Origin of the sequence: Bombella apis (assembly GCF_018221685.1) — a bacterium.
Classification (GTDB): Bacteria; Pseudomonadota; Alphaproteobacteria; order Acetobacterales; family Acetobacteraceae; genus Bombella; species Bombella apis.
The window spans coordinates 828,145-854,621 of record NZ_JAGJTM010000004.1 but is presented as its reverse complement, the minus strand read 5'-3'; the positions used below and the strand labels follow the sequence as shown (position 1 = coordinate 854,621).

The following is a 26,477-nucleotide window of genomic DNA, read 5'->3' as shown; positions in this document are numbered from 1 at the left end:
CTGGTGACGAACGGAAAATTCCATTGCTTCCCGCTTCGTTTCCCCGAAGTTAAGACTCCAGACGGGATAATTGCAATTAACCTTGGGAAAGGAATTATTTTTGAAGGCAAGAAAGGCAATAAATAAAATTTATCTTAAAAATAAAATTCTTATTTTACAATAAGTTAAAATCAGATAAGGCGCAGTCCAGTTTCATCATGGCAACTGTATGGATGGGCTGCATTTTTATCATGTCATGAACAAAAATGGCCGCATCCCCCGTTCCAGGAGATGCGGCCACTTCACAAAAACCGAATAATCCGGTCTGAATTACCCGTTACATTTTATGAAATGCACAGAGCTTGTTTCCATCCGGGTCACGAAGATAGGCCAGATAAAGCTTCATGCCCATCACCACACGCTCACCTGGCGGATTTTCAACAGCTGTTCCCCCTGCCCTGATGCCAGCTTCATGCCACCTGCGTACATCCTCGGGAGACGACAGGCCGAGACCAACCGTACCGCCATTAGCAGCCGTAGCAGCCTCCCCGTTGATCGGACGTGTGATGATGAATATCTGCCCATCCTTCTGGTACACGATCCTGTCCGGATTATCCTGCGGGCAGAAATCAGCCCCCATGACACCGAACAGGGCATCATAGAACGCCTTGGCCTTCTCCAGATCGTTCGATCCCACAACAATATGACTCAGGAACATGGTCCTCTTCCTTTCCACACCAATACACATTCTCTGCGCGTACCAGAAAATCTACAGGCTAAGTGAAATTTTCGCTAGAATAGAAAGAAGATGGCTATACAGCCGCCTGCACTTCAAGCATATTTTCAGGGAGATAATCACCAGAGGGGTGGTGGGCGCAACAGGGATTGAACCTGTGACCCCTACCATGTCAAGGTAGTGCTCTACCGCTGAGCTATGCGCCCCCGTCTGGTGTGAAATGGTGTTTACCTCAGCCTATGGATTGTGGCAAGCCTTTATTGTGAAAAAAAATCAGAAACTTCCATGCACCAACACTGCCCGCCCGTCTTCCACTGTCGGGATCCATCTTCCTTCCTGCCGGAAGCGGACACCCTTCCTGCTTTCCTCTCCACATTCAGGGCGCAATTACCCCCAGCATTTCCTGGAAATGGCCGTCCTGCCCATGACAGAGCTGGAACGCATGGAGGACCGATTCACCGATCAGCTCCTTCAATATGCCCCTGAGAATGGCCTGAGCCTCGTGCAGGCCCTGTTTCCTCGCAGTTTCTGCGATGTAAACCGGGACTGGAGAGAACTGGATGCCACCATGTTTTCTCCTCCTCTCATTGAGAAGGACCTCATCCTCAGCACGAAAGTCAGCGCAGGTTATGGTGTCATTCCCCGCTGCACATCGCCAGGCAAGAGCATCTACCGCTATTGCCTGCCTCTCGAAGAGGCGGGACATCGCCTTTCACAATATTGGGAGCCATACCATACAGCGCTCCAGCAGACGCAGAAAACACTGCACGCACAGTTTGGCGCTTCCATCCTGCTGGACATCCATTCCATGCCACCACTGGCACAGTCCCGCCCCTGTGATGTCGTCCTGGGGAACAGGCATGGGAAAACCTGCTCCGACAGACTTATCAGCCTAGTGGAGCACCTTTTTCTCGAGAAAGGGTACCATGTCCAGCGAAATACACCCTACTCGGGCGGCTACATAACGGGCAGATACGGCCAGATGGAAGAAAATCGGCAGACCCTGCAGGTGGAAATCAACCGTGCCTGCTACCTGAACCTGCAGACGTTACAACCCAACCGCCATTTTGAAAAAGTACAGAAAGACATCACGGACATTCTATCCGAAATGGCACGGACTCACCCTGCCCCATAAACCGGGCAGGGCAAATCAGAGAACAGAACTTACCTGCCCAGAAGAAACGCTATCCCGGCAAGACGGTTGTTCCGTGCAACCTGAGCCACAGCCACCCCCTTGGCATTCCGTACGATTCCCTTCGAATCGATCGACCCTACCACCGTGCCCGTGTTGTCATACACGACACCGGTCCGATCAACTTCTCCGATGATCTTCCCCGTACTGTTGTCCTCCACCGCTCCTGCAGGACTCACAGAACCAGAAAACGGCGCCGTTATCTGCTTCAGCCCTCCCTGCTGAGCCGTGGTATTTCCCGAAGCAGCGAACCCTATGGAAGAAGTACAGGCCCCAATGGCCATTCCTCCCAGCAGAAACATACGGGCCAGCCTGGATGATAAAGACATGGCTATCTCCTCCTGTTTTCCTTCACCAGAACACACTGAAGGAAAAGAAAAAACCTCACATACACAGGAGCCTCGTATGATCCAATCAATCATACCCCACGGGACTCGCAGCAATTCCCGCCCCCCTGCAATTATCCCACGTTCACATATCGTGACGGGCACAAAGCTTATTGCCATCGGGGTCCCGGAGATAGGCCATGAAATATTTCCTGCCTCCGATGGTCCGCACGCCAGGTGCGTCTTCTATTGCGGTTCCACCATGCTCAACACCAGCCCTGTGCCAAGCCTCCACCGCCTCCACGCTCGAAAGGGCAAAACCAAGGGTAAAGCCATTCGCAGCTGTGGCAGGCTGCCCATCAATGGGGCGCCCAACCATGAACATCTGACCATCCTTCTCGTAAAGCAGCTTACCCATCAGTTCCCCAAGGGCCTGCCCTCCAAGAACGTTGAAAAGGGCATCGTAGAAAGCCTTGGCCCGTGGCAGATCATTCGTCCCGATGACAACGTGCGTATACAGCATAACCCCTCCATCCACTTGCAGGCATCCAACCATCTTTGAAGGTGGGGACCACAACAGGACAGTTCAATCCCTCAGATAGAGGCTACGCATGATCACCCTATCTTCCAGGCACAGGCCATGACATCCTGCACGGTGACGGCTGGCATCAATCTCGATGTTCCCGCCCAGATCGCCTACCCCAAGAACTACGTGGCGTGAGGCGATCATGGCAAGATATCGTGTCATCCAAAACAGCTTCATCAACGGTCACTTTCTGACCGTTGATGAGGAAGTGGATTATGCAGGCATCCCCGGCTTCAATCTGGAGCCGCTGGATGATGAGGCCCGTTCCGCCAAAGAAAAGGCTGGCCAGCTGGCCCGGAGGGACGTGAACAGCCGGGCCTTTCAGGAAGACCTGACCCGTCCTGACGGGGCTCCTTCCCAGCAGGAACATCTGACCAGTCCTGATGATGCGCCGCCCCGGCAGGAAGACCTGCCTGCGGCCAAAGCTGATGAACCGGCTGCCGATGAGAAGGCTGGCAAGAAGACAACCGCAAAAGGGTAAGTCACACCATGACGACAGCCATTGACCTGTGCAGGCGGGCACTGATGCGCCTCGGCACGCAGAGCGGCATCACGGCGTTTGATGATGGCTCCGTGGAGGCCAGTGTCTGCGCCGCCTATTATGACGATGTGCTACTTGGCCTGCTGGCCCATCCGGCCAGCTTTGGCGGACCAGCCTACACATGGCAGTGGCCCCGCTGCGTGGGCACAGGCACGGCTGTGGCCAGTGACAGCCCTCTCTGGCGGTATGAAATCCTCATGCCGGAGGACAGCGTACGGGTTCTGCGGGTCGATGACGGAAAAACCGTCAGGCCCGTGGATCAGCGCATGAAAATGTTCGACCGGCGGGACAGTTTTGGCGAGGGCATGGGCAAGGCTGGGGGCACAGTGCTGCGCCCTGTCATCCTGACGGACAGCCAGACCGTCAGCGTGACCTACATCACCCGAAACGTGGACATCGACTACTGGCCAGCCGCCTTCCGTCGGGCTTTCTGGCTCTGTCTTGCATCTTCCATCGCCACCACGCTGAATATGATTATGAAAGGACAGGGAATGCCTGATCGTTTTGCATCTGCTCCCATGAAGAATATCTTGGCCCTGCTTATGTTTCACACCGCCCATACAGGTTCATGGTGGAAAGTGAACGGTCAACGTGTTTACGTGCCAAACAGAGCCAAGCATTCCATGCAGGACGTCCTTGCCGCAGCAAAACAAGCTCCGCTCCCCCATCCGACGGAAGCCCTTCGCTTGCTGTAAGCCCGAATATTGCCTGCGAGGCCGCTCTTTGCCTGATGGAATTCTCACCCGCAGGAAGATGGCAGCCCTAGATGGTAAACCTTCACAGGAACTCTCTTTCGGCATCAAGGTGATCTATCCCCCCCCCCAGAGGATTTGATGAAAACCTGACAGACTCTGCCCGTGGCCTGTTTCTAAGCTTCTGCCTGACAGGAGAAGACCCAGATGAGAGCGCATATTGCGTACTGAAAATGCGCTTCTTAGATGGCGTGAAGATACTCCCGCTGACTGGGCCAGCATCATTCCCCAATCGATCATTCTCTGAACAAACGGGAAACCCATCCGACATACCCAGCGAAGCCCCTCCCCTCAATGTACGAGCATAACAAACGCATCAAGACACATGACATGAAAAATAGTTCAACATTCCAGAAGATAACTAAAAATTATATTTTCAATCCTACGGTAAGATGGAGCCTAGTTTGTCACTCTGCCTTCGCAAAGGTCTTCAGGCGTGAAAAAGGCGCACACACCACCTCATAATCATAAAGAGAAAGCATTACCTCATGAACGGGCAGATGATCTCATATCTATGGGGGTTTCTCGAAAACCTCCTCAAAGAACACCAAGCCTCCTCATGTCTGGAGATTCTTGACTCTGTCGGGCAGCGTCTCCTGTTCCTGACCTGCGGCGACATCCTACCCGTCAGCCTCAGTCTCAGCGGCCGCAAGGCATAACCAGCTATGTATTCCGGATGCCCAGTGACAGCGTTATTGCTGGTCTCTCCAATTTTGGTCATGTCTCGCTTCTGGACGCCCCCTACTGCTTCCTTCCCGGTGGTGACATCTACCAACCGGGCAGTAGCAGCCCCCCTTCCCTTTTCATAGGGCTGTCAACCAACCGTCCTGATAAAGACAAAGTCTTTGTCAAGGATCTCGTCTCAGGGCTGGCTGATGTCAGCTCCGATTCAACAAAAGGATCATCCAGAAATGACAAATGAAGCGCGAAAAATTCTGGTCACAGGTGCGGGCAGTGGGCTCGGCCTGCGTTTCAGCATCGAACTGGCAAAGCGCGGCCATCGTGTCATCGGGGCAGTTCATCTGCACAGCCAGATGAACTGCCTGGAAGAAGCCGCCAAGGAAGCGGGAGTGACCGTTTCCGTCATCAAGGCTGACATTACGGACCCCGTTGACCGTGCCTATCTGGCCCGGCACGACGTTGACATTCTCGTCAACAATGCCGGCATCGGTGAGGGCGGTGCCTTGGCCGACATGCCGATGCCTGTCCTGCGCCGTCAGTTCGAGGTCAACTATTTTGCAACAATGGAGGTCTCACACCCCTTCATCCGTCGCTTCGCAGAGAGGAAACGAGGGCGGATCGTCTTCATCAGCTCCATTGCTGGCGTCATCACAGGCCCCTTCACGGGTGCCTACTGTGCCTCCAAACATGCTCTGGAAACCTCAGCCCGCAGCCTTCGCAATGAACTGAAAGACCTCGGTGTCTCCGTAGCCTGCATCAACCCTGGGCCTTACGAGACTGGCTTCAATGACCGGATGGTCGAAGCGCACAAGAACTGGTACTGCCCGGAAGAAAGCCTCGTTTCTCACGAAGACCTTGAATTCACCAAGCCTCAGATTGACCCCGACAGGGACATCTCCGAGATGGTGGACGTGATACTGGATGACCACTCCAAGGCCCGGAACGTTTCCCCCAAGGAGATCATCCCTGAAATCCGGAAAATGCAGGACAAGGAATGGGACTGACAACCCCATGATGGCCCGGTCTCTATCCCCGGCCTCGTGGCAGGATAGAGACCTCCTGAGGGACGGCTGCTTTCCGCTCGTTCAGCATTCGACTTCCAACCGGCAGCTCTTCCACCTGCAGCGAAGAACACTTCGTCGCTCACAGCAAAGCAACATTTTCAGGGAAATCCGTGGTGGATGCGACAGGGATTGAACCTGCGACCCCTGCCGTGTGAAGGCCGATCCCACACGCTTCTTTATCTTCAAAAAACCCAAGTTTCTCTAGTGTTACAGCTAATCCCGAAGACAAACACACCATGGTTAAAAGGATGAAAAAGCTTATAAATCTGGGTCGCTTCTGGGTCAAGCTTTTGGACGAACCTAAGACAATAAAAAACAAACTTGCAAACCAATTGAGAACTCACCAGACTAAAGCTGATGGGCCGCTACAATTCAGCAGCAGTACTGATCCCGCAGGCCGATAACGTGTCATTGCTACGCAGGATGACGCGCCCTCACCAAGGCATTATGATTAAGCTTGAACAGAGAAATCAGCAAAGTCACGTAATGCGGACCTGGCTGTGCCGAGTGTACGAGAAAACAGGGCCGATCATGTGCATGGAGGGTTCTAAAAACCTCTTGGTATTGAGGCCTACGCTGTGATTCCATTTTCCCGGTTCTGGTTGGAGGAATGAGGAGAAGCGTTTTCTCGGATTGTGGATTTTGAGGTGTTCCGCCGGAGCTGGACAGGGCACTGGCCTATTCAAACGGGAGCAAAGGCGGGTGTCCGCCGTTTGATCTGGTGCTGATGTTCAAGATCCTGTTGATCCAGACACTCAACAATCTGTCCGATGAACGGACAGAATAGCTGATCAACGACCGTCTCTCCTTCATGCGCTTTTTAGGTCTGGGACTGTCGGACCGTGTACCTGATGCCAGAACGGTATGGCTGTTTCGTGAGCGTCTGACACAGGCGGAAGCCATTGATGTTTTGTTCAACCGCTTTGATACGACCCTGCGGAATGCCGGTTATCTGCCGATGTCAGGTCAGATCCTGGATGCTACGCTGGTAGCGGCTCCAAAGCAGCGCAATACCAGTGCGGAGAAGGCGGATCTACGTGAGGGACTTCTTGATCGCAGCAATACGGCGTCTGATGTCTGGGCGGATACAGCCTACCGCTCAAAAGCCAATGAAGCCTTCATGGAAAAGCAGGGTGTTGTCTCGAAGGTTCACAGGAAAAAGCCGCATCTCAAGCCTATGCCATGCCATATCCAGAGATCCAATGCAGGAAAATCCGTTATCCAGTCGCGTGTCGAGCATGTCTTTGCCGATCAGAAATCACAGACGGGGCTGTTTGTCCGAACCGTAGGCATAACGCGGGCCACCATGAAGGTCGGGCTGGCCAATATCGTCTATAATATGCGCCGCTTTCTCCTCCTGGAGCGGATTAACACGAGCGCGTAGCAATACAGAGCGTGCCCCCCTCGCTCTGCTCAAAACCCAGAGCGAAAATCAACACATCAAAAGCCTGAAATCAGGCACAAGAAAAGTCAGACAAAGGTTTTTAGAACCCCCCACCTCACGAACATGGAGACGTATTATGTCCGCCTTATCCGTTATAGCGATCGATCATCTTGTTCTGAACGTCAATGACATTGATGTATCATTCGACTGGTATGTAAATATTCTTGGAATGCACGGGGAAAAAGCATTTCGCACAAAACCGGGTCCAACCATGCCTACATCTTCCCAGAATGCTTCACCAATGTTAAAAAGAAAAATCTAATTGGAAGACAGCTCATTATATTCTCTACGCCATTTCAATAAGTTAGAAAAGTGTCACTACGGGTTGATGCAGGTTCGAGTCCCCCAGTTCGCATACCTTAACGTATTGATTTTATTAAGAAATCCTGAAAGCAGTGAAGTGTAAACCCGCTTCTCCATAGTCCTTCTCCAAAATGGAGAAGTTCCCAATGCTGGCTCTCGTGGGCACCCATTACCATTTCCGCCGTGCCGTCCCCGTTGCCTTACGGCCCCTCTTCGGCAAAACTGAATTCTGGATTTCCCTTAAGACAGGGAACAAATCAGAAGCCCGCCTCTCTGCCATGGCCCTCCATGCCCAGACCAGTGCACTATTTAGAACGGCCCGCCTCATGACTGATCCAGCCCAGAAGAAGCCCATCACCAAAGACGACCTTCTGGCCCTTTATCAAGACATCATCAAAAAGCAGAACGAGGTCATAGAGACCAACGAACACAATGCCGCAGAGCAACTCAGACTTGAACGCTACCGCGCCAGCATGAGCCGCTATGAAGACCTGCTGAGAACAAAGGCTTTCATCGACTATTCCTCACAGGCTTTGGAACAGGTGAACCAGAGCATGATAAAGCTGCGCAAGGACATGATCACGGGCACGACGCAGGACAAAGCCAGTCTTGCCCGCAAGACCGAAGAGATAGACCGGCTTCATGCAACGCTGATCAAACTGTTCCAGACAGGCCCAGCTTTGTCTCAGGCCCCCGGTGCAGTACCACCGTCCCATCAGTTGGCATCTCCTACACCGTCTCCAGTTGTCCCAACCTCTCCGCGCCTGACAGAAGCCCTTCAGCTTGCCTTGCTGGCAGACAGCCAGAAGAGTGAGGCCACCAAGAAAGAAACCGCCCGCACCGTGGCGCTGTTTGTACAGGCTTTCGGCGATAAGCCGATTAAAGAGATTACCGGGCGCGTGGCTGGGGAGTTTAGAGACCTGCTTTTCTCCTTGCCGACCTCCTACGCCAAAGGCAAGCAGGACTTGGATTTAAATACTGAGGTCGAACGGGCGCAGGAGTTTGACCTGCCGACCCTCAGCGGCAAGAGCGTAAAGAACCACTTTATGTGGCTCTCAGCTCTGTGGAACCAGCTACTCCGGCGCGAAATTGCAGAGAAGAACCCATGGAGCAACTGGGACTTTGACCTGACCAAACGCAATCCACGCAGGGCATGGACAGATGATGAACTGGCCCTACTCTCGTCTTCACCATGGACGTGCAGCACCATCTCACAGGCGACCTTTGCAGGCATCACACTGGTTGCTGCCTATAGCGGTATGCGGCTGGGAGAAATCTGCAACCTACGGAATGAGGACATTCAGGAGGTTGACGGTATTCCCTGCTTCCTTATCCGCCCTCACCCTGCAGACAAGTGGACACCCAAGACGGAAGCAGGCACCCGGAACGTGCCTATCCATAGTGTCTTGCTGGAATGGGGCATTCTGGACTTCAGGAAAGACGGTGAAAAATTCCTGTTTTCTGAACTGAAAACACCCCAAAGCGGCCCGCGTGGCACAGACTTTGGCCGGAATTTCTCGAAGTTCAAAACGACCGTAAGCCTGCCTGCCGCCATTACCTTTCATAGTTTCCGGCACACTGTATCTACCCGCTTACGCAATCAGGCTGGAGACCTGAGAGAGCTTTGGATTGATGCTCTCCTTGGTCATGAAGCCAGCCATAAGAGTCAGGGGGCTACGACATATCTCTCTGGTATTACAACAGCAAACCTTAGGCAGACTGTGGAAGCTGTGAGCTATCCGACACTTTTCTTGAAGGCGTAAACCATGACGACTTTGGGCGGAAAGCCGACCTGCGCCACAGCGGCATGGCGGTAGCAGCATTTAAGCCAGAGCCGCCATTCATCCATCCCGGAGGAACGCTGGCCAGATTGACCAGGAGAACTTGTCTGTCACTTCCTCATCTTCCGGGCCTGCGTCAACCTGACGCAGGATCGCTACCGTCCCGCAGCTCTGCCCCTGACCCAAGGCACGGCGGCAAAAAGCGGTCCTTTGAGCCTAAAAGGACCGGGGCCTGTGCCGCAAGTGGCCTAAAGGCACAGAGCCAGACGTGCTTGTCATTCGATCAACCTGCCGACCAACAATATCAAACTGACAGACCCTGGTTATGATCGAGAGACAATAGGTAGAGGAGGTCAATTCGAGTCCATTAGACGCATTTATTGTCGCCGAAGTCTGGGCAGGCACGCTTCAGTCATTGTCAGCGCAGGCTCTTTGTCAGCGCCTCCTTGACGCTTAGGTATAGTGCAGATCTGAACGCCTCGTCCTGATTGTGAAGCGTGTAGAGTTCCAACTCCTCTTTCCGGCGTTTTAGCATGACTTCTTTCATAATTTTTTCAAATGCCAAGTTACGGCTGTAGGGATCAGAATTTTCATCAAATTTCTTCTCGAAATCGGGATGTGCCTGAACACTTTCAACTATGTTCAGAAACTTGATCCGTTGTTCTTCCGGGGTGGCGCTCCAGCCTTGGAACCAACGTTCGTTGAAGCTGCGAATGATCTCTTCCAACGGGTCTTCCTGCACCTCTCCTTCGCGATAGCCGCGGGGGGTGGGGTTCTGTGGATCTAGCTCTGCTTCTGAAGAGTCCAAGCCGATGGTCTGGTTTAGTTTTGTCCGCTCTAGCCCATATGACGAAAGGTCAACGGCCTCGAGAAGATCATCCAACGCATCCTGATTCGGGTCCTTGATGCTTAGCTTCGGGACCAGGAACTTCAGGAACCAGAAGAGCTTCTCCCAAGCCTCCACTTCGAACGGCACGATTGCAGCCATCTGGCCGTAGATCTTCACGAACTGCTTCGCTTTGATCTTGAAGTCGATCTTCTCCGGGTCTTCCAGTTCCAGGCCGGTGTTGAAACGTTCGGCAGCCACGTCAATCGGGGGGCTGAGTTTCTCGGAATCTTCGCCGTCAAAGAACCTTTTGCAGAATTCCTCCACCTCTGACCATTCGTAGACGCCGACATTATCCAAAGCTGCTTTCAGCTCGTGTAAGACGTTCACGTCCGTCGCCTCAGATAAGGTCGTCACCGTGAAGAACGGGTCGAAGGCAGCCTTGATGTCCTCGATCGAGTTGAAAAAGTCGAGAACAAACAGATCCTCCGTCCGTTTGCCTAGCTTGGGGGAGGACCGGTTCAAACGGGACAGGGCCTGGACTGCCAGAACCGACTGCAGCTTTTTGTCAACGTACATCGCACAGAGCTTCGGCTGGTTGAAACCGGTGAGATACTTATTTGCGACGATCAGCAGGCGGAATTCATCCTTGTCAAACTCGCTGCGGGTCTTGTCCTCAGGTACGCCATTCATCTCGCTCTCGGTGTAATTGACCCCATCGACTTCCTTCTCGCCCGAGAAGGCAATTAGCGCCTTGAACGGGTAACCGCGCTTGGCAAGCTCTGCCTGTACGGCCTTGTAGTAGCGGATCGCCACCTCGATATTTTGGGTTACGATCATCCCTTTGCCTTTGCCGCGCAATTTCTTGGGGTTGACAACCTTGTCGATGAAATTCTCGACCATGATCTCGGCCTTGGTGTTGATCGTCTGCTGGCTCCGCTCGACATAGGCGCGCAGCTTCTTCTGCGCCTTGGATGTGTCGAACAGGGGATTATCCTCAATGGACTTCTGAATCTCGTAATAGCCCTTGTAGGTCGTGTAATTCGCCAACACGTCGAGGATGAAGCCCTCCTCGATCGCCTGCTTCATGCTGTACAGGTGGAACGGGCGGAAGCGGCCGTCCGGCTGCTGCTCACCGAACTTTTCCAGAGTGATCGGCTTCGGCGTCGCGGTAAAGGCAAAGTAGGACGCATTGCCGCGCATCTTGCGGGCCTGCATGGCCGCCACAATCTTGTCCTGCGCGTTATCTTCATCTGGGTCGCCGCCCATTGCCTGATTCATCTTGTCACTGGCGATGCCGCTCTGGCCGCTGTGCGCCTCGTCGATGATCACTGCGAAACGCTTGTTGCCCAAATCCTCTATGCCGTCGATGATGAAGGGGAACTTCTGGATGGTCGTGATAATGATCTTCTTGCCGTTCTCCAACGCTGTCTTCAGGTCCGAGGACTTCAGCGCCGGGGCCACAATATTCTTGACCTCGGAGAAATCCTTGATGTTGTCGCGCAGCTGCTTGTCTAGCAGGCGGCGGTCGGTCACGACGATCACGCTGTCGAACAGCGGGGCGTCCAGCGCCTTGGCGCCGGGCAGATCTAGCGTCGCCGGATAGGTCTCAATCAGCTGGTAGGCGGCCCAGGTGATGCTGTGGGATTTTCCCGAGCCGGCAGAGTGCTGGATCAGGTATTTATGCCCTACGCCCGTCTGAGCGGCATGGGACAGCAGCTTTCGGACCACATTCAGCTGGTGATATCGCGGGAAGATCAGCGTCTTCTTCGCCAGCGGGTCGGTCTTCTTGCCCTCCAGCAGGACGAAATGCTGGATGATCCCGGCAAGGCTCTGCGGTTGCAGAACCTCTTCCCACAGGTAGGCCGTCTTGTGGCCATTCGGGTTCGGCGGGTTGCCCGCGCCCCCATTGTGCCCCTTGTTGAACGGCAGGAAGAAGGTCGAGGCGCCCTCCAGCTTCGTTGCCATCCACACCTCGTCGGTGTCGGCGGTCATGTGGACCAGCACGCGGCCAAAGCGTAGCAGGGTCTGGTTTGCATCACGCTCACGGTACTGCTTCTGGCCATGGTAGCGGGCGGTCTGGTGGGTCCAGGCGTTCTTCAGCTCCAGCGTCACCAGCGGCAGACCGTTAAGGAACAACACCATGTCCACCGATTCATTCGGGTTGGCGGTGCTGTGATGGACCTGCCGCGTCACGCTCCAGATATTGGCGGCGAAGTTGTCGTGGACTTTTTGCGCTGAACTGGCCAGCGGAGCGGGATACATCAGGTGGAAATGCGCGTCGTCGACGGGTAGGCCCTTTTTCAGGACGTGCAGCAGGCCCTTGGATTTTATCAGCTTGTCGAGCTGGCCGGTGATCTTGGCCCGCCAGTCGGCGGGGTTGTGCTGCTTGAGCTTGTCGAGGTCTTTGGATTGAGTGGCTTCGAGGAACTCCCAAAACTTCGCGCGGTCGAGCGCGAGGGTCGCGTCAAAATCAGAGGGCTGGCCGATGCGGAAAGGGCCAGAGGCGATGGCCCCGGCGGCCAGCTCTTCGGAGCTCGCACCGCAAAGCTGCCTCTCGATGGCCTGTTCGAGGGCGATTTCCTTGGTGTTGCTGACCGCGATATTCATGACGTTGCTTTCAAATAAGTTTCTACCCCGCCCCGTCGAGGGGCCGGGCGTTTACAATACCTTGATCTTACCAGTCACCGCCGCGTTGATCAAGCTTGCCTTGTATTCTCGCAATGCGGCGATTTGGGATTTTTTGAGTGAAATAGCATCGCCGATCCGTCCCAAGGATGATGAAAGGAAAGAAATGATTTCCAAGCGCTCCTCTGCGGAAGGAGGTAATACGATGGGCATTTCGATGGTGGCTTTATCCGAAATATTCGGTTGTGCGCCTCCCTCGGAATTCAACAAGATGTGCTGGTCCCATAGCTTCGTTTGCATCCAGTACAATGCGAGCGGGAGGGGGAAGACCCCTTTGGGTCGAAATGCGCAGACACGTTGGTTCAATAGAGCCGGCTGGTCTGAATCGTAAATGGATACCTTGCCGATTGTTCCGCCAGTCATCGCCATGAGGATATCACCTTTTCGGACGCCAAACTGCTCGTCGAATCTTGCGAATTTTTCAGGCAAGCAAACAGCCTTTTCGGTGGAAACGTTTCCCCAAGCAATCAAATCGCCAATTCTAAGAATGGGTATGCCGTCTTGGCAGAAAGCAGCGCTTGAGAACGCATAGCCTGTCCATGTGTCGAGGACATACTTCAGTTTCGACTTCTCCCAATGCGCGGGGATCTGGCCGATCCAGTCGATGCCGCTATCCTTCATGGAGGCGTTGGGGTTCAGGCCGCGGGTGACGGCTTCTTGGATCAGGATCTGCCTGCGCTCGGCCAAGAGCCTGATTTGCTCCTCCTTGATCCGCACCGCCTCGTCAATCGTCGCGCATTTCCCATCCAGAAACGCCGCGATGGCGCGCTGTTCAGGGAGTGGGGGGAGCAGTATGGGAATCTGCCGCATTCGCGATTGGTTTAAGTCCCATTGGCCAACTCGGACGCCATCCGAGGCCGAACCGAAGTAGGAAACGTACAGCTTGCTGCGAATGGCGATATTGAAGAAGTGCGGGTCAACTTCGCGGGCGAAGTCAAAGATAAAGTACGCCGGACTGACGATCCCAGTGTACGCCGAGACGCCATAGGAACCCTGCCACGCCTTCATTTTGTTCATGCCAAATTGTCCCTCGCGCAGCACCTTGTAGTCGCTCAGGTCATCCGGAATGAAGTTGTGGTTACTGTCCTGATCATCGACGTCCCGCTCGATAACGCCTTGTTCGCGCGTGATTGACAGGAGTGGCAGATCAGGGCGGTTTTTCTCTGAAACCGCCGTCAGCATGGAGCCCAGCTTCTCGACGTCCCAATGCTCTGGGACATTGCCGATCCAATCGAAGCCGGATGGTTTGAAGCTATGATGTTTGGGATATGCCGCGATGTTCATTCCGACGGCTCCAGCTTGGTCGCGACCTCGACACCCAGAATGTCTGCAATCAGCCCGTCGGCTTTTTCTTCCAGGGCCAGAATGTCCTGCGTCACCTCTTCAAGGCTGCGCAGCGGCTTGTGGCGATAGAAATACTTGTTGAAGCTGATCTCGTAGCCGATCTTCACGCTGTCTAGGTTGATCCAGGCTTCTTCCACATTCGGCTTCACCTCCGCCAGGAAGTAGCGGTGGATGTTATCCTTTAGGGCCACGCTTTCCGCATCGCGCAGCTCTGCGGTGCTCTCATAGGTCAGGTAGCTGCCATCCTTCTGCTGGTACCAACCGAAATCAGCGAGATCCTCCGCCGCACACCCCAGATGCGTGGTCAGCTCCTCAATCTCTGCGCCGGTCAGCTTGTGCTTCTTGTCGATCACCTTTTGCGCGGTCTCGTCGTACCAGCTGACGGCGTTCAGGATGGCGTTCTTCTCGGTCACGGCCAGCTTGATCTTGCGCGCCTTGATCGCGGCGTTGACCGCCTTGCGGAAGGCGTTGAAGTCGCCGGTCTCCTCAAGGCCCACATCGCCCATGATCTGGGTCGCCGTGGCCAGCAGGTCGCGCAGCTTGACCCAGTACTTGGTGTCGAGCAGCTTGGCCTTGGCCTTGGCGTTCAGGGTTAGCCCGGCTTCCTCACACCACGCGGTGATCTGCTTGGCCTTCTCCTTTAAAAAGCCCGGTTGATAGACCTGATCCCCGTGTTCGTCGTAGAGCCATTCCATGGGCTCGCGCAGGGACTTATCAAAGCGTAGGGGGGCGAGGCGTTCAGCGCTGAAACCCGCACGGCGGCGGTCCGGGCGTTCAATGGTGACTTTGTGATAGCCGAAATCCGCGTTGTCGAAGACTTGCACGGCGATGCCCTGCGGATCGCCCGCCGCGTCGATCTGGCGCTCGACAGAGGCGAAGTTCAGGAAGGCCTCGGTGATCTGCTGGATATGTTTGTCCGAAAACTCGCAGTTCTTGTCGCCAAGGTTCTTGCGCAGCTTGCGGAACATGAGGCTGGCGTCAATCAGTTGGACCCGCCCGCGCCGTGCCTCGGGCTTGGCGTTGGACAGGAGCCAGATATAGGTGGTGATGCCGGTGTTGTAGAACAGGTTGTTGGGCAGCTGGATGATGGTATCCAGCATATCATTTTCGATGATAAAGCGGCGGATGTTGGATTCCCCTTTGCCCGCATCCCCAGTGAACAGGCTGGAGCCGTTATGGACCGACGCGATGCGCGAGCCCAGAGGGCTGGCGCTGGTGGGTTTCATTTTGCTGATCATCTCCATCAGGAACAGCAGCTGGCCATCCGATGAGCGCGGGGTGGCATCCATCGTTTCGACCTTACCCCAGTAATCGGCCAGCTCGACTTTAAAACGGGGATCAATGACGTCCTTGCCGTCTTTGATGTACTTCACCTCGCTCTTCCAGCTTTTGCCATAGGGCGGGTTGGACAGCATGAAGTCGAAACGGTCATCGGAGAATTCATCGGTAGAAAGGGTGGAACCCACGCGGATGTTTTCAGGGTTATTGCCCTTGATCATCATGTCGGATTTGCAGATCGCGTAAGTCTCGTCGTTGATCTCTTTGCCATAGAGGTAAACGTCCCCTTGGGCATGGAAAGGGCCATCTGCGTCCGTGATATAGTTCTGAGCCTCGGTCAGCATGCCGCCCGAGCCGCAAGCCGGATCGTAAATCGTCAGGATCTTGGGCAGACGGCCTTTTATCGGGTCGAAAAGCAGGTGCGTCATGAGGTGGATCACTTCGCGCGGGGTGAAGTGTTCCCCTGCTTCTTCGTTATTCTCTTCGTTGAACTTACGGATCAGTTCCTCAAAGACGTATCCCATACCTAGGTTAGAGAGACCCGGAAGCGTGTTGCCTTCCGGATCCTCTATCTCATTCGGGGTCAGGTTGATCCAGGGGGAGACGAATTTCTCAATGACGTCGAGAAGCACCTGCTTCTCCGCCATATGGCGCATCTGTTCGAACAGTTTGAAGCGATCGATGATCCCTTTGACGTTGTCACTGAAGCCGTCGAGGTAATCCTCAATATTAGCTAGGAGGATCTGCTGGTCGTTGGTGGCGGTGTTGTACAGCTTCTTTAAGGTCCAGCGGCTGGTGTTGAAGAAGACGTAACCAGAGGCACCCTTGAGCGGCTCATCGTCCAACTCCGTCGCGTCAATGTTTTCTTTTTGGTACCGGACTTCTTTCAGAACAGCGTCCTTGGTCGGCTCAAGCAACGTGTCAAGGCGGCGCAGCACAACCATCGGCAGGATCACATCGCGATACTTGCCCCGTACATACACATCGCGGAGGCAATCGTCGGCAATGCGCCAGATGAAGGAAACAAGGCTGCTGTGGGACGTCTGGTTCAATGTAGGCCTCAAAAGTTGATGCGAGGGCAATAGTCCTTCAACGACTACCCTTAAGGACTTGGTTTTGCAATCAGCCTTGGGATGGGCTCTGTTGCCAGCGGCTCCGCCTGTTGGCCGTAAAAGAAACCCCACTTAACTTCACGTCGCCCGGGGACGAAGTGGAGGGCAGTGCGCCGATGTCCGGTTTGGAGACCCGGAAACATTCGCGACGCTGGAAAGCCTTCTCACTCTGTTTATGAATGAGGCCTCATGACCGTATAACTTCCCATACTTAGGGAATGCTTCTCCTAAGAATTAAGAATTTGTTCTTTTTTTTGTTCCTTTCATGGAAATAGATTACCTTAGTCTCCATGGGGTTTGTGTCAGGAGTCAGGAGCCAGCAGTGTCCAATGGCTACCCGTTGGGTAACCTTGGACAAGCTGGCAAGGGGGAGTGCCTCCCCCGTTGACCCCCACAAAGAGGGAGACTGAAACCATGCCTGAAATCCGAACGTCCCGCCTTTCCGTCAGGGCCAGACCCGACGAACTTGACCGATGGCAAGTCGTGGCCAGACGGGCCGGACACCACAACACCTCTGGCTGGATACGCGCTCTCTTGCGTGATGCCGAGTTCACTGGCCAAGAGGGCGACCAGCTCCTTGCTGAACTCAGAGGCCTACGGGGAGACCTTGCCCGCATTGGCAACAACCTCAACCAACTGGCCCACGTCGCCAATAGCGGCGAGGCAGTGGCCTGCGCCGCCACCCTGGACGACATAAACGCCCTGAAAGAGAGAACTGACAGGCTGTTGCGTCATATCGCCTTCAATCCTGAACAGGCCATGACAGATGCAGAACTGTCAGAGTTTGCCGACCGGCTCTGTGAGGAACTTGGGGCGGATAAAGCTTCTCGCACCCTTATCTTTCACCAGAAAGACGGCAAAAGACACGGGCATCTTATTCTGCCTGAATGGCAGCATGACCATGTGTTGAGTAGTCGCTTCTCTTACATGCGACTGGAAAAGGTCGCCCGGTTAGAAGAAATCAGGCTGGGACACCCGTTAACAGCAGGGCGTCATGATACGGCTATTGCCAATGCCCTGCGCAAGGAGGGCAAGCATCGCGAAGCCCAACTGGTAGAAGCCCTTATAGCTGAGGATGCCTCCCTTCCCCGCGCTGCGTACACCTCTCAGGCACGCCGGATAACAGAACGACAGGCTGTGGATTTACCAGCCTTGAAGAAAGAGATTACCACTCTCTGGCAACAGTCAGGCGAAAAGCTCCCTGCCTTCCGCCGTCTGTTACAGGAACAAGGGTTCGTGATGCGAGAAGGCGATAAAAGCGCCACCAGACCGGGAGCCCATATCATTGAAACAGCAGACGGCACCCTGATTGGCTCTTTTACCCGCCTGACCAAAACACGCATGAAAGACTTCCATGCTTTGCTCATGCAGGAAGCTCTGCCAGCAGACGAACCCCGCCTAGTACGCCCGGTCGCAGCCCGTGCCCGCCGGTTAAGCCCACTGAGCGCCAGACCGCCGCGCGTCTTGCCACCGGATGCCACGATTATGCCCCTGCGTAGAGAGCCAAGATATCGTCCAACAGTGACCTCTCTCACTCAGACACAGAACCTTAACCCCGGTTTTGCCCATTACCTGAGAGACTGGAAAAAGGAGGTAGCCCGATGTGAACACATCATACGCCAGAACCCCTTATCGCTGTACGGCCCTGTGCCAACACGCGACCAAGTCTTTCAAAACATCTTACGAGAAATAAAGCCCATTCGGATAAAACTCAAAAAGGCCAAGGAAACACTTGACTTGGCGCATCAGGAACGTGAAGCGGCTTCTGCTTCCTTGTTAGGTGGTTTAACTGGACGACGGCACAAAGCTGATGAGGCTTTTGAAAAAGCCCTACTTATCCTTGCTGAAATACTCCGTTACCTCATTGAGACCTTACTTTACCTGTTTGGCCTGAGAGAAAAACCACCCCGGCCCCTAACCTTGCCTGTGCCCACAGCGCGGGAACGGTCTCTGGAAAACTACTATGACCAGAAAAGACAGCATGTGTCCGCCCTGCTCAACAAAGAGAGAACTCTCGCTTTACTACGAACACTTTATCAAAAATCCATGGCACAGCGGAAAGAGGAGCAAAAGAACGCTGAGATTGCCTATAGGCCAACCCTCGAAGCCGCTCAAAACCGCTTACGCCACCTCAGGCAACTCCCCGGCCTGCATAAAGACCTTGATGAGGTCACACGAAAAGCCTTCTTCCATGCTCAGTATACAGGGCAGCTTGAGCAGGCTCTTATGATTTTACAGGCAGACCACTCTAAAACAGCAGAACCTCAAAACGAGTTTTTCAAGCGGGAAAAAGAGACCGAAACCCAGCAAAAACCCGCACCGAACCCGCAGACCACACCGCGCCCCTCTGCCACCCCCTCACCTTTTTGAACGTTTTGGGAAGTCTCTTGACGAGAACTCACTTCTTCTCCAAAGTGCTTCTCATAAATCGTTACCAAGAAGGACGTCTTTTAGCGTTTTGCTTGATGAAATCAGTAAGGTTTCGAACGCAACTCACCCGCTTCTCAGGGTTCGAGTCCCGCAGTTCGCACCACTAATCTTTTGAAAATATTGAGTAAAGTGCCTGCTTGGCAGGACAAAAGGACCGTGTCCCGTTCACCTTCCCATAATGGGAACCGACATGCTCCGTCTGCTTGGCGCACACTGCCACTTCCGCCGCACCATCCCCTTCCCCCTTCGTGCCCTGCTGGGCCGCACGGAAATCTCTCTTTCCCTTCAGACCAGCAGCAAGCGGGTTGCACGCGAACGCGCAGCCGGGCTTTATGCCAGAACCGGACAGTTCTTTAGTAAAGCCAAAGTCATGTACGAAGATGCCTCCCCAGAAGAACTGAGAAAGCTTCTCGCCCTCTATAAGGACATCATGCGCGACACAAAACGCATGATTGCGATTGAAGAGGAGCGGGTGGAGGCTGAACGCACCTATGAAAAGGCACGGTTCTACTTCGAGAAGATGGAGAGCCTGAAGCAACTGCAAGACTTTATTAAGATATCCAATGACGGCCTCGATAGTCTCATGGCAGGCTTCCAGAAACTGCACGCCACGGCCACCAAGGACTATCTACGCAACGCCACAGAAAAAACCATGCTGCGGGAGCAGATTGCCAACCTGAGCGCCATCGTGGTGTCTATCAAAAATGCCGGGCAGGAAACACAGGCGGCTTTTATGCCTGTGCAGGAGGAGACTTCTGTTTGTCCTACTCCCAATAAAGCCACACCCGGCCCCAAGAAAAAGACAGGCCCGACCATCACGGCAATGGCGGACCAGTTCATTTATCGCGATAAAACCAAAAGCCCCGGCATTATCCGCGATACCGGCAAGACCATCAGTCTCTTCGTGGAAGCCTTTGATGACAAGCCTGTTGACCAGATTACCGGCGGGGTGGCTGGGGAGTTCCGGGATATGCTCTTTGCCCTGCCCTCTACCCACGGCAAACATAAGAACTCTCTTGGCATTCATGACGCAATTTTGCGGGCCAAAGAGGAAGAACTTGAAACACTCAGCGGCAAGACAGTCAAAAACCATTTCTCCCGCCTCTCGGCCCTCTGGGGGCATCTTGTGCAACGCGAAATCGTGGCCCGTAATCCATGGGCGGGGTGGACCTACGATGTGACCCAGAAGATTGACCGTCGAGATTGGACAGACCGCGAACTGGCCCAGCTTTCCACAGCCCAATGGACAAGCACCACAACCTCTTTGCGCAGTTATGTCGGTCTCATTACCATCGCCCTGTATACCGGAATGCGCCTTGGGAAACTCTGTAACCTACGCACACAGGATATTGTGACCGTCAATGGTATTCGTTGCTTTCATGTCCGCCCCCACCCCGAGGATAACTGGTCACCGAAAACAGTAGCCGGGACACGGCTTATTCCTATCCATAGTCATCTGTTGCAATGGGGTGTGCTCGACCTTGTGCAGAAAGGAGAACACTACCTGTTCCCAGACCTGAACCCCTCTGCCCGAGGGCGGGGAACGGACTTTGCGCAGGCCTTTTCAAAATTCAAGAAACGCCCTGGCCTGCCGAAAACTGTGACTTTCCACTCTTTCCGGCATACGGTTTCGACCAAACTGCGGAACCAAAGTGGCAATATCAGAGAACTCTGGATTGATACCTTGCTGGGCCATGAAGCCAGCCATCAATCGCAGGGCACCACAACCTACACAAGCGGCATTGCCGTGCAGAACCTCCAACAGGTCGTGGAGGCTCTGGAGTATCCGACCTTTAAAATTCCGCTGCCACCGCACTGACTATTTCAACAGGACTAGGGCCTGTTAGGTCTTGATATAATCAGAGATTGCAGAGATGAGGATGACGGAAAGAAAAGAGGATGCGGTCTTTTCATATCTGGTTGCCATAGCCCGCCATTCCTTGAGCCTTGCCCAGAGATTTTCCACCAAATGGCGATGTCTGTAAGCCCATTCTGGACAACTGACTTGGGTATCATTTCGCTTGGATGAAATGACAGGACGCGCCCCCCGGTTCCAGATATCTTCACGGAACTTGTGGGAAGCATAGCCGCGATCGCAGACAACATAACCTGGCGTGTGGGGAAGATCATCAAGGAGAGCACAGGCGGCTGACAATTCATGCGCCTGCCCGGGTGCGAGGGTGAAAGACAAGGCCTTACCGCGGCCATCGGCCGCTACGCAGACCTTGGTGCTAATCCTCCACGTGAGCGGCCAAGAGCTTCACGACCTTTTGGACATTCCCTGCATCCCCCTTTTTGGCAGCCCCAGCTGCCTTGTGATGCGCACGAATGGTTGTTCCATCAAGGAATACCATGCCCAGAGCCTGGTTTTTACGGCTGACCAGGTCAAAGAGACGCTGCCACACGCCAAGTTTTGACCAGCGAATGAACAACTGGGCCGCAATCCACCAAGGGCCCAGTTCAGAAGGAACAGAACGCCATTTCGCTCCGTTGCGATGTCGCCAGAAAATGGCTTATATCGTCCGTCGGAGGTTCTTTGGTGGTGTCTTTCCTTTGGGGCGAATGTCTTTGATCAGTGGTTCCCAGAAAGACCAGCTCTGATCTGACATAACTGACTGCATCATACTCATGCCAGATAGATAAGAAAAAAATGCCTCTCTTCAAGACCTAACAGGCCCTAAAGTCCAGGCGAACCCATCTCTTGCTCCATCCGGAGCGGCACTCCCCTTTCCTTCACGATCGCCACAAACTTACGTTGCGCCCTGTCACTCAACTCATGATCGCACGGAATGCCATTCAACCTGGCATGGATGGCAATCTCGTCCTTGAAGTCCTGCGAGCCTGTCACCTCAATGCCTGCCCACCCCTTGGCAATGGCCGAAAGCACAATCTCCCGCGCCGTGGCAGGCTGGATGGGGCCAGGAGGACAGGTCATGCGGTCCCCGTAATCCCTGAACTGCTCGCCATTCTTCAGCCTGATGCGGAAATGGTCCGCCCCGATGCCAACCCATGCCATCTGCCTGGCCCGCTCGATAAGCCTTTCATGCGGCTCGACGGGGTCTTCTGTCGAAAGGCCGTAATAACGACGCATCAGCCTGGCCCGGTAAAGGGTGTTGCCCGATACAGGGTCCCTGATCTCGTTCCGGGGCAGAAGATCGGCAAAATAGGCTGGATCAAGGCCCCGTCTCAGCCGCGTCCGGGCAATCAGTAACGCTTTTTTTGTGACGGGTTGCCGGAGCCGCCTGACCTGTTCCGCAAGAGAGCCTCTTCCAGCCGCGTCAGCCTCTCGGCGTTGCTCAGCTCCAGCTCCACCAGCTGGGCCAGCGTCTCTTGCAGAAGCTGGATAGGATCGTCCTGCTTTTCTCCCTGGTCCTGATTGAACAGGCCGAGCAATTCTTCTGAAGCGCTGGCAGCCCGGCTGCTTTGGTAGAGTGTCTTCTGGGAGTAGTCGATCAGTCTCTCCCCGGTTGTCGGCCCTTTCCTCTCGCTGAGGGGTGGTGTCCTTGAGGCGGGTGCCGGGGCTGGTGTCCTGTCCTGTGTCTTGCGGGCGGGCTGGGCTGTTTTGTTCGTGCTTTTGACCCTGTTCTGAGATTTGGGTGGCTTTCTGCCGAATAGTTTCATGATCTGTCTCCATGTAATGTTGAAAATCCTTGACGCGCCATCCTGTCAGCCGGTTGGCCGAACCGATCAGCCCGCCTCTGGAATGGCAAATGATGTAACGGTCCGGCTTGTCACCCTTCCGGAGTTCCAGTCCCTCCGTCTTTAGGGCTGCCCTGAAGGCAGCGGGGCCGTCTACCTGCTGAAAAAGCGTCTTGATGTGCTGTTTCTCATCGGCAAGGTCACGTCCCAGTCTTTTGGCCTTCTGATGAGCCATGAGGGAGGTGCCGATGCCGGAATCCGGCAAGACAGCCACAGATTCAGCGGCCTGCCTCTGGCCTGATTTCTTGAGATAGGCACAGACGGCTTTCCGGTGCCCGAGCTTCATGGGGGTGAGCTTGTGGCCGAGCTGCATTTCCAGAAGCCGGGCGCATTTCTCGTCCCGCAATTTGGAAAACCCCATATCCAGCTTTCGGCCCGTGACCGGGTCCACAAAGGGCACGACAACATGCCGATGCACCCGGCCCTTTTTCCTGTGCTCGATGATGCTGATCTCGCGACCTTCAAAATGATATTCCTGTGCCAGTCGTGTCAGACAGGTCTGCCAGTCCTTCGCCGTAAGTGTCTGGGTGGTATCGGGGGAGAGCTTGATATGCAGCACGCCCCGCTTGCTTCCGTGGGACCGGGCATCATCATAGGCAAAGCGGATGCTGTCCCGTGAGCCGGATACAAGCCGGATCGTCTCATTATCCTCCGGCTTGCCGAGCAGGTGATGGATCAACCCTTCAGGGCCGGGAGCTGCCTTGAGCGCATCGCTATTGATGATCATGGGCTGATGTTCCGGCACGAGGCGTTCCGGTCAGTTTTTGCAATGCAGCATGGGCACTCCGGGCTGCCTGCCGGACCTCTTGCAGACAGGCTTCCACATCCTGCATCTGGCCCTGCTGGTGGCTGTAGCGTGTGAGCTGATTCAGGTTGTTGCCGATCCGTCCCAGCTCCGTACGCAGGGCGGCAAGCTCCGTGGCCAGCTCCCGGCCTGTGTCGCCAGTTCGGGCAGCCTGACTGGCTAGACTCCTCAACCAGCTGGACAGGGTTTTGTGACCTGCTCTGAGAGCCGCCATCCTCCATTGCCGGGCCTGCGTGGGCGTGATGCGTATGCCCATGCTGCTGCTTTGTTCTTTTATTCCCTTCATGCCGTTCCTCCGTGTTCAGGGGGTCCACGGGGGGAGTATCCCCCCTGGTCAGCTCTGATTTGTGCAACAAATCAGACCGCTGGCATAAAGTTACGGAAGGTCGGACACGAAACAGAAGAACATCGTTACATGAAGGAGAAATGCAGCTTCAAAATCACAGGCTGTCAGAGAGAGATGTGAAGAAATTTACAAGAAGGGATTTGGATTTTTTATCATTTCTGATGCGCTCAATCAGGTTCGCAAGAGCTGTCTGCTCTTTCTGGTCAGCTTCCAGCACGGCAGTATCGGAAGGAGGAGACGATCCCTGTTGCGCTGCCTGTCCGTCCCGGCCGTTCTAGACCTGTAACTGCTGCACGGTGTCATGAATATCCCGGGGACTGGCATGGGAGTAGCGGGCCAGGGAGCGTTCATCCTTGTGGCGGTATAGCTTTTGGTCAGGGTGCTGTTATAGCGACAGTCACGGGCAATGCGCGTTGTCGCCTCATGTCTCAGATCATGCAGACGAATGTCCTGCAACCCGGCTTCCCGTGCTGCCCTGGCAAATATCTTGCTGTATGTGGCTTCGGTTTGATAGCGGGTGAAAATGCGTGCTTCCGGGTCGGGTGCCCGGCCATGGACTGCCTTATAGTGCTGTCTCAAACGCTGAATCTGTTCACACGCTGCCCGGGTAAGCGTGCGGATTTGTCCGCCTTCCTCGTCGTCATGGGCCTCGGTCTTGTGATGGGGAAGCGTCAATCTGTAATTGGCAGGATCGACATCACCCCATGTCAGATTGAAGGTTTCCTGCCGCCTTGTGCCCTGATTGAGGGAAAAGGTGAAAAATTCCACGATATCGGAAGCATCCTGCGCGGGGATGTGGGACAGGATGGCGGCAAACTCGTCATCCTTAACGCGGTGCTTTCGTTTCCTGTCAGCGCCCTTGAGTTTCCTGACGGTCTTTACGACATTTTCAAAATCGGCGTCATGCTCCTCATTGAGGTGATCAATGACGACGGAAAGCAGGTTGATGTATTTATTGACCGTCGCCCGGGAACGCGTTTTTTCCCTGAGTGGTCTTTTACCCTTCACGCGGGCCCGTCCCCGTAAAAAGGCTTGCCCTGCAGGCACCGTATAGGGAGCCTGCATGTCCTTTCTGAATTTCGTGATGTCACTGCGTTGCAGGTCTTCCAGGGGGATGCGCAGAAGGGGAAATTGCTCCGGGTTCTGAAGCAGGAAGGCGATATAGCCCTGATAGCTGGTTTTTTTCTCAGCCCGATAATGAAGGTCCAGTAGTCTCAGCCCGCTCTCCAGGGTCATTCCGCAAAATTTGACGCTGCCATGATCCCGGGATGAACGAAGCTTCAATTCCTCTTTCTGTGCAGCCTGCCAGCGCATGGCCGTCTTCAGGTTGTCCTGTAGGGTTCGTCCGGATGAGAAGGTTCTCTCATGACGCTTCCCCTGAAAGCTGAACCGTGCCTGAATGGCCGTCTTCCCCCGCTGGCGCATACCAGCGGGGAAAACAGTCCCTTCATATTTGTTGGCAGGTCCAGGCAAGGCTTTTCCCCAGTTGTCTCAGACAAAATCTTTATTTGAGACAAAGGTATGGAATAATAAACTTACAAAAAAAGCACTTTTTTCAGTTTACCCTAAATTTCCGTTGCAGTTTATTGAAGAAATGGATGCGCATTCATGGTTCTTCATGCTGAATGGCATTCCTGGACATGAGCATGGCTATGCTGTTGGTGCTTGTATGGGTATAGCGGGCCAGGGAGGCATCATCCCGATGGCCGGTAACACGCTTGATGAGGGAGGTATTATGGCCACAGAGGGCGGCAATCCGCGGGGTGGCCTCATGCCGGAGGTCATGCAGGCGGATGTCTTTCAGTCCGGCCTCTTTGGTCGCGCGCCTGAAGGCAAGGCTGTAACCATCCACTCTTGCATAGGCATTGAAGACCTTTTGGGAGGCGGTAACACGGCCTGCCTCCTCCCTGAGCCGTAACAGCAGGTCCCGCGCCTTGCCGGTCATGACACGAACCTGCCCGCCAAGTTCCTGGTCGTAATTCATCGTCTTGTGTTTGGGAAAGCGGATGGCGTGGTTGTCAAAATCGACGTCGCCCCAGGTCATGTTGAACGCTTCCGAGCGTCTTGTGCCCTGATGGAAGCAGAAACGGATCAGGGCTGCTGCATGTCTGGCTGTAGGGCCTTTGAAATGGCGGAGGATGAGGGTTAGCTCCTCATCACTGACGCGGCGGCTCCGGCGCTTGTCGGCATTCTTGATATGGGCGACGTAATCTGAAGAAGCATAGTTGGTCAGCTCAGCATCGTGTTCGCGATTCAGAAAATTGATGGCAACTTCAATCAACCCGATCCGTTTGTTGATCGTTGCAGCACATAATCCCCTTTCCTTCATGCTCTCACGAAACTGGCGAATATGAACCGCGCGCAATGTGCCCAACTTGCACTGCACAAGGGGAAGATTTTTCCAGCGTTTGAGAAACGAGGAAATATGGGACACGTAACTGACTTTCCCCTGTTCGATATGATACTGCCCAAACTTTCTCAGAAGATCAGCCACTGTCCATTCGGCAAAGGGGGAAGACGAAGAAACAGTCTCCACAGGAACAGGATCAGGCGGTGAAACGACT

At 54.4% G+C, this 26,477-nt stretch carries 19 protein-coding genes, 1 tRNA gene and 3 pseudogenes; 10 read left to right on the top strand and 13 right to left on the bottom strand.

Annotated features, from left to right (window positions below; translation table 11 throughout):
• Positions 1-316: 316 nt before the first annotated feature.
• Together J8Z04_RS07070 and J8Z04_RS07065 are read right to left on the bottom strand one after the other, a co-directional pair.
• On the bottom strand, positions 317-697 hold the full coding sequence (locus J8Z04_RS07070) for a VOC family protein (RefSeq protein WP_081563114.1): 381 nt from the start codon (positions 695-697) through the stop codon (positions 317-319).
• Positions 698-846: 149 nt separating this feature from the next.
• Positions 847-921: transfer RNA gene (locus J8Z04_RS07065), tRNA-Val, on the bottom strand.
• A 14-nt stretch (positions 922-935) separates the two neighbouring features.
• Here J8Z04_RS07065 and J8Z04_RS07060 point away from each other — a divergent pair.
• Positions 936-1,850, top strand: a complete 915-nt coding sequence (locus J8Z04_RS07060) for an N-formylglutamate amidohydrolase (RefSeq protein ID WP_081563113.1) — start codon at positions 936-938, stop codon at positions 1,848-1,850.
• 29 nt (positions 1,851-1,879) lie between these two features.
• On the opposite strand, the gene J8Z04_RS07055 is transcribed toward J8Z04_RS07060, so the two are convergent.
• The 3 genes from J8Z04_RS07055 to J8Z04_RS07045 all read right to left on the bottom strand — a co-directional run bounded on the left by J8Z04_RS07055 (position 1,880) and on the right by J8Z04_RS07045 (position 2,981).
• Entirely contained in the window at positions 1,880-2,236 is a 357-nt protein-coding gene (locus tag J8Z04_RS07055) for a hypothetical protein (RefSeq protein ID WP_192848168.1), read from the bottom strand.
• 142 nt (positions 2,237-2,378) lie between these two features.
• Complete coding sequence (locus J8Z04_RS07050) at positions 2,379-2,753, bottom strand: VOC family protein (protein WP_081563466.1); 375 nt, start codon at positions 2,751-2,753, stop codon at positions 2,379-2,381.
• Positions 2,754-2,819: 66 nt separating this feature from the next.
• Complete coding sequence (locus J8Z04_RS07045) at positions 2,820-2,981, bottom strand: hypothetical protein (RefSeq protein ID WP_192848167.1); 162 nt, start codon at positions 2,979-2,981, stop codon at positions 2,820-2,822.
• Here J8Z04_RS07045 and J8Z04_RS07040 point away from each other — a divergent pair.
• The 7 genes and pseudogenes from J8Z04_RS07040 to J8Z04_RS07015 all read left to right on the top strand — a co-directional run bounded on the left by J8Z04_RS07040 (position 2,962) and on the right by J8Z04_RS07015 (position 9,367).
• The gene (locus J8Z04_RS07040; RefSeq protein WP_192848166.1) at positions 2,962-3,300 is read left to right on the top strand and encodes a hypothetical protein; all 339 of its coding nucleotides are present in this window, start codon (positions 2,962-2,964) and stop codon (positions 3,298-3,300) included. The two genes, J8Z04_RS07045 and J8Z04_RS07040, sit on opposite strands and share 20 nt — an antisense overlap.
• A gap of 8 nt (positions 3,301-3,308) precedes the next feature.
• Positions 3,309-4,055: a hypothetical protein gene (locus tag J8Z04_RS07035; protein WP_192848165.1), complete on the top strand. Its 747-nt coding sequence runs from the start codon at positions 3,309-3,311 to the stop codon at positions 4,053-4,055.
• A gap of 968 nt (positions 4,056-5,023) precedes the next feature.
• On the top strand, positions 5,024-5,797 hold the full coding sequence (locus J8Z04_RS07030) for an SDR family oxidoreductase (protein WP_192848164.1): 774 nt from the start codon (positions 5,024-5,026) through the stop codon (positions 5,795-5,797).
• Positions 5,798-6,474: 677 nt separating this feature from the next.
• Positions 6,475-7,241: pseudogene (locus J8Z04_RS07025) on the top strand (transposase); the annotation flags it as partial.
• 136 nt (positions 7,242-7,377) lie between these two features.
• Positions 7,378-7,563 (top strand): VOC family protein, encoded by a 186-nt coding sequence (locus J8Z04_RS09515; protein WP_081847719.1) that lies wholly within the window; start codon positions 7,378-7,380, stop codon positions 7,561-7,563.
• Between the two features lie 172 nt (positions 7,564-7,735).
• Positions 7,736-7,915: pseudogene (locus J8Z04_RS09510) on the top strand (DUF6538 domain-containing protein); the annotation flags it as partial.
• A gap of 15 nt (positions 7,916-7,930) precedes the next feature.
• On the top strand, positions 7,931-9,367 hold the full coding sequence (locus tag J8Z04_RS07015; protein WP_244978048.1) for a site-specific integrase: 1,437 nt from the start codon (positions 7,931-7,933) through the stop codon (positions 9,365-9,367).
• Positions 9,368-9,803: 436 nt separating this feature from the next.
• On the opposite strand, the gene J8Z04_RS07010 is transcribed toward J8Z04_RS07015, so the two are convergent.
• The 3 genes from J8Z04_RS07010 to J8Z04_RS06995 are packed head-to-tail and all read right to left on the bottom strand — an operon-like array spanning position 9,804 to position 16,573.
• Positions 9,804-12,821, bottom strand: a complete 3,018-nt coding sequence (locus tag J8Z04_RS07010; protein ID WP_192848162.1) for a type I restriction endonuclease subunit R — start codon at positions 12,819-12,821, stop codon at positions 9,804-9,806.
• A 51-nt stretch (positions 12,822-12,872) separates the two neighbouring features.
• Positions 12,873-14,183, bottom strand: a complete 1,311-nt coding sequence (locus tag J8Z04_RS07000) for a restriction endonuclease subunit S (protein WP_192848161.1) — start codon at positions 14,181-14,183, stop codon at positions 12,873-12,875.
• Entirely contained in the window at positions 14,180-16,573 is a 2,394-nt protein-coding gene (locus tag J8Z04_RS06995; protein WP_192848160.1) for a type I restriction-modification system subunit M, read from the bottom strand. Before J8Z04_RS06995 ends, J8Z04_RS07000 begins: the two co-directional genes overlap by 4 nt.
• A 474-nt stretch (positions 16,574-17,047) precedes the next feature.
• On the opposite strand from J8Z04_RS06995, the gene J8Z04_RS06990 reads away from it, so the two are divergent.
• On the top strand, positions 17,048-19,003 hold the full coding sequence (locus J8Z04_RS06990) for a MobC family plasmid mobilization relaxosome protein (RefSeq protein WP_408610204.1): 1,956 nt from the start codon (positions 17,048-17,050) through the stop codon (positions 19,001-19,003).
• A 250-nt stretch (positions 19,004-19,253) separates the two neighbouring features.
• A complete protein-coding gene (locus J8Z04_RS06985; protein ID WP_232086325.1) occupies positions 19,254-20,882 on the top strand; it encodes a tyrosine-type recombinase/integrase in 1,629 nt (542 codons plus the stop codon).
• A gap of 24 nt (positions 20,883-20,906) precedes the next feature.
• On the opposite strand, the pseudogene J8Z04_RS06980 reads toward J8Z04_RS06985, so the two are convergent.
• From J8Z04_RS06980 to J8Z04_RS06960, 5 genes and pseudogenes are all read right to left on the bottom strand, one after another.
• Positions 20,907-21,684 (bottom strand): annotated as a pseudogene (locus tag J8Z04_RS06980) (IS5 family transposase).
• 56 nt (positions 21,685-21,740) lie between these two features.
• Entirely contained in the window at positions 21,741-23,489 is a 1,749-nt protein-coding gene (locus tag J8Z04_RS06975) for a relaxase/mobilization nuclease domain-containing protein (RefSeq protein ID WP_192848157.1), read from the bottom strand.
• On the bottom strand, positions 23,476-23,853 hold the full coding sequence (mobC, locus tag J8Z04_RS06970; RefSeq protein WP_192848156.1) for a plasmid mobilization relaxosome protein MobC: 378 nt from the start codon (positions 23,851-23,853) through the stop codon (positions 23,476-23,478). Before mobC ends, J8Z04_RS06975 begins: the two co-directional genes overlap by 14 nt.
• Before the next feature lie 231 nt (positions 23,854-24,084).
• Positions 24,085-25,386 carry a tyrosine-type recombinase/integrase gene (locus tag J8Z04_RS06965; protein WP_192848155.1) on the bottom strand — a complete coding sequence of 434 codons (1,302 nt, stop codon included), beginning with the start codon at positions 25,384-25,386 and terminating at the stop codon, positions 24,085-24,087.
• Between the two features lie 133 nt (positions 25,387-25,519).
• Positions 25,520-26,347 carry a tyrosine-type recombinase/integrase gene (locus J8Z04_RS06960; RefSeq protein WP_212125607.1) on the bottom strand — a complete coding sequence of 276 codons (828 nt, stop codon included), beginning with the start codon at positions 26,345-26,347 and terminating at the stop codon, positions 25,520-25,522.
• Positions 26,348-26,477 lie beyond the last annotated feature (130 nt).

Bases quoted from the DNA above. Each gene is read 5' to 3' on its own strand.
- J8Z04_RS06985 (WP_232086325.1), top strand. From the start codon at position 19,254: ATGCTCCGTCTGCTTGGCGCACACTGCCACTTCCGCCGCACCATCCCC.
- mobC (WP_192848156.1), bottom strand. From the start codon at position 23,853: ATGAAGGGAATAAAAGAACAAAGCAGCAGCATGGGCATACGCATCACG.
- J8Z04_RS07035 (WP_192848165.1), top strand. From the start codon at position 3,309: ATGACGACAGCCATTGACCTGTGCAGGCGGGCACTGATGCGCCTCGGC.
- J8Z04_RS09515 (WP_081847719.1), top strand. From the start codon at position 7,378: ATGTCCGCCTTATCCGTTATAGCGATCGATCATCTTGTTCTGAACGTC.
- J8Z04_RS07070 (WP_081563114.1), bottom strand. From the start codon at position 697: ATGTTCCTGAGTCATATTGTTGTGGGATCGAACGATCTGGAGAAGGCC.
- J8Z04_RS06990 (WP_408610204.1), top strand. From the start codon at position 17,048: ATGCCTGAAATCCGAACGTCCCGCCTTTCCGTCAGGGCCAGACCCGAC.
- J8Z04_RS07055 (WP_192848168.1), bottom strand. From the start codon at position 2,236: ATGTCTTTATCATCCAGGCTGGCCCGTATGTTTCTGCTGGGAGGAATG.
- J8Z04_RS07045 (WP_192848167.1), bottom strand. From the start codon at position 2,981: ATGACACGATATCTTGCCATGATCGCCTCACGCCACGTAGTTCTTGGG.
- J8Z04_RS07000 (WP_192848161.1), bottom strand. From the start codon at position 14,183: ATGAACATCGCGGCATATCCCAAACATCATAGCTTCAAACCATCCGGC.
- J8Z04_RS07010 (WP_192848162.1), bottom strand. From the start codon at position 12,821: ATGAATATCGCGGTCAGCAACACCAAGGAAATCGCCCTCGAACAGGCC.
- J8Z04_RS06975 (WP_192848157.1), bottom strand. From the start codon at position 23,489: ATGATCATCAATAGCGATGCGCTCAAGGCAGCTCCCGGCCCTGAAGGG.
- J8Z04_RS07060 (WP_081563113.1), top strand. From the start codon at position 936: ATGGTGTTTACCTCAGCCTATGGATTGTGGCAAGCCTTTATTGTGAAA.
- J8Z04_RS07030 (WP_192848164.1), top strand. From the start codon at position 5,024: ATGACAAATGAAGCGCGAAAAATTCTGGTCACAGGTGCGGGCAGTGGG.
- J8Z04_RS07040 (WP_192848166.1), top strand. From the start codon at position 2,962: ATGGCAAGATATCGTGTCATCCAAAACAGCTTCATCAACGGTCACTTT.
- J8Z04_RS07015 (WP_244978048.1), top strand. From the start codon at position 7,931: ATGACTGATCCAGCCCAGAAGAAGCCCATCACCAAAGACGACCTTCTG.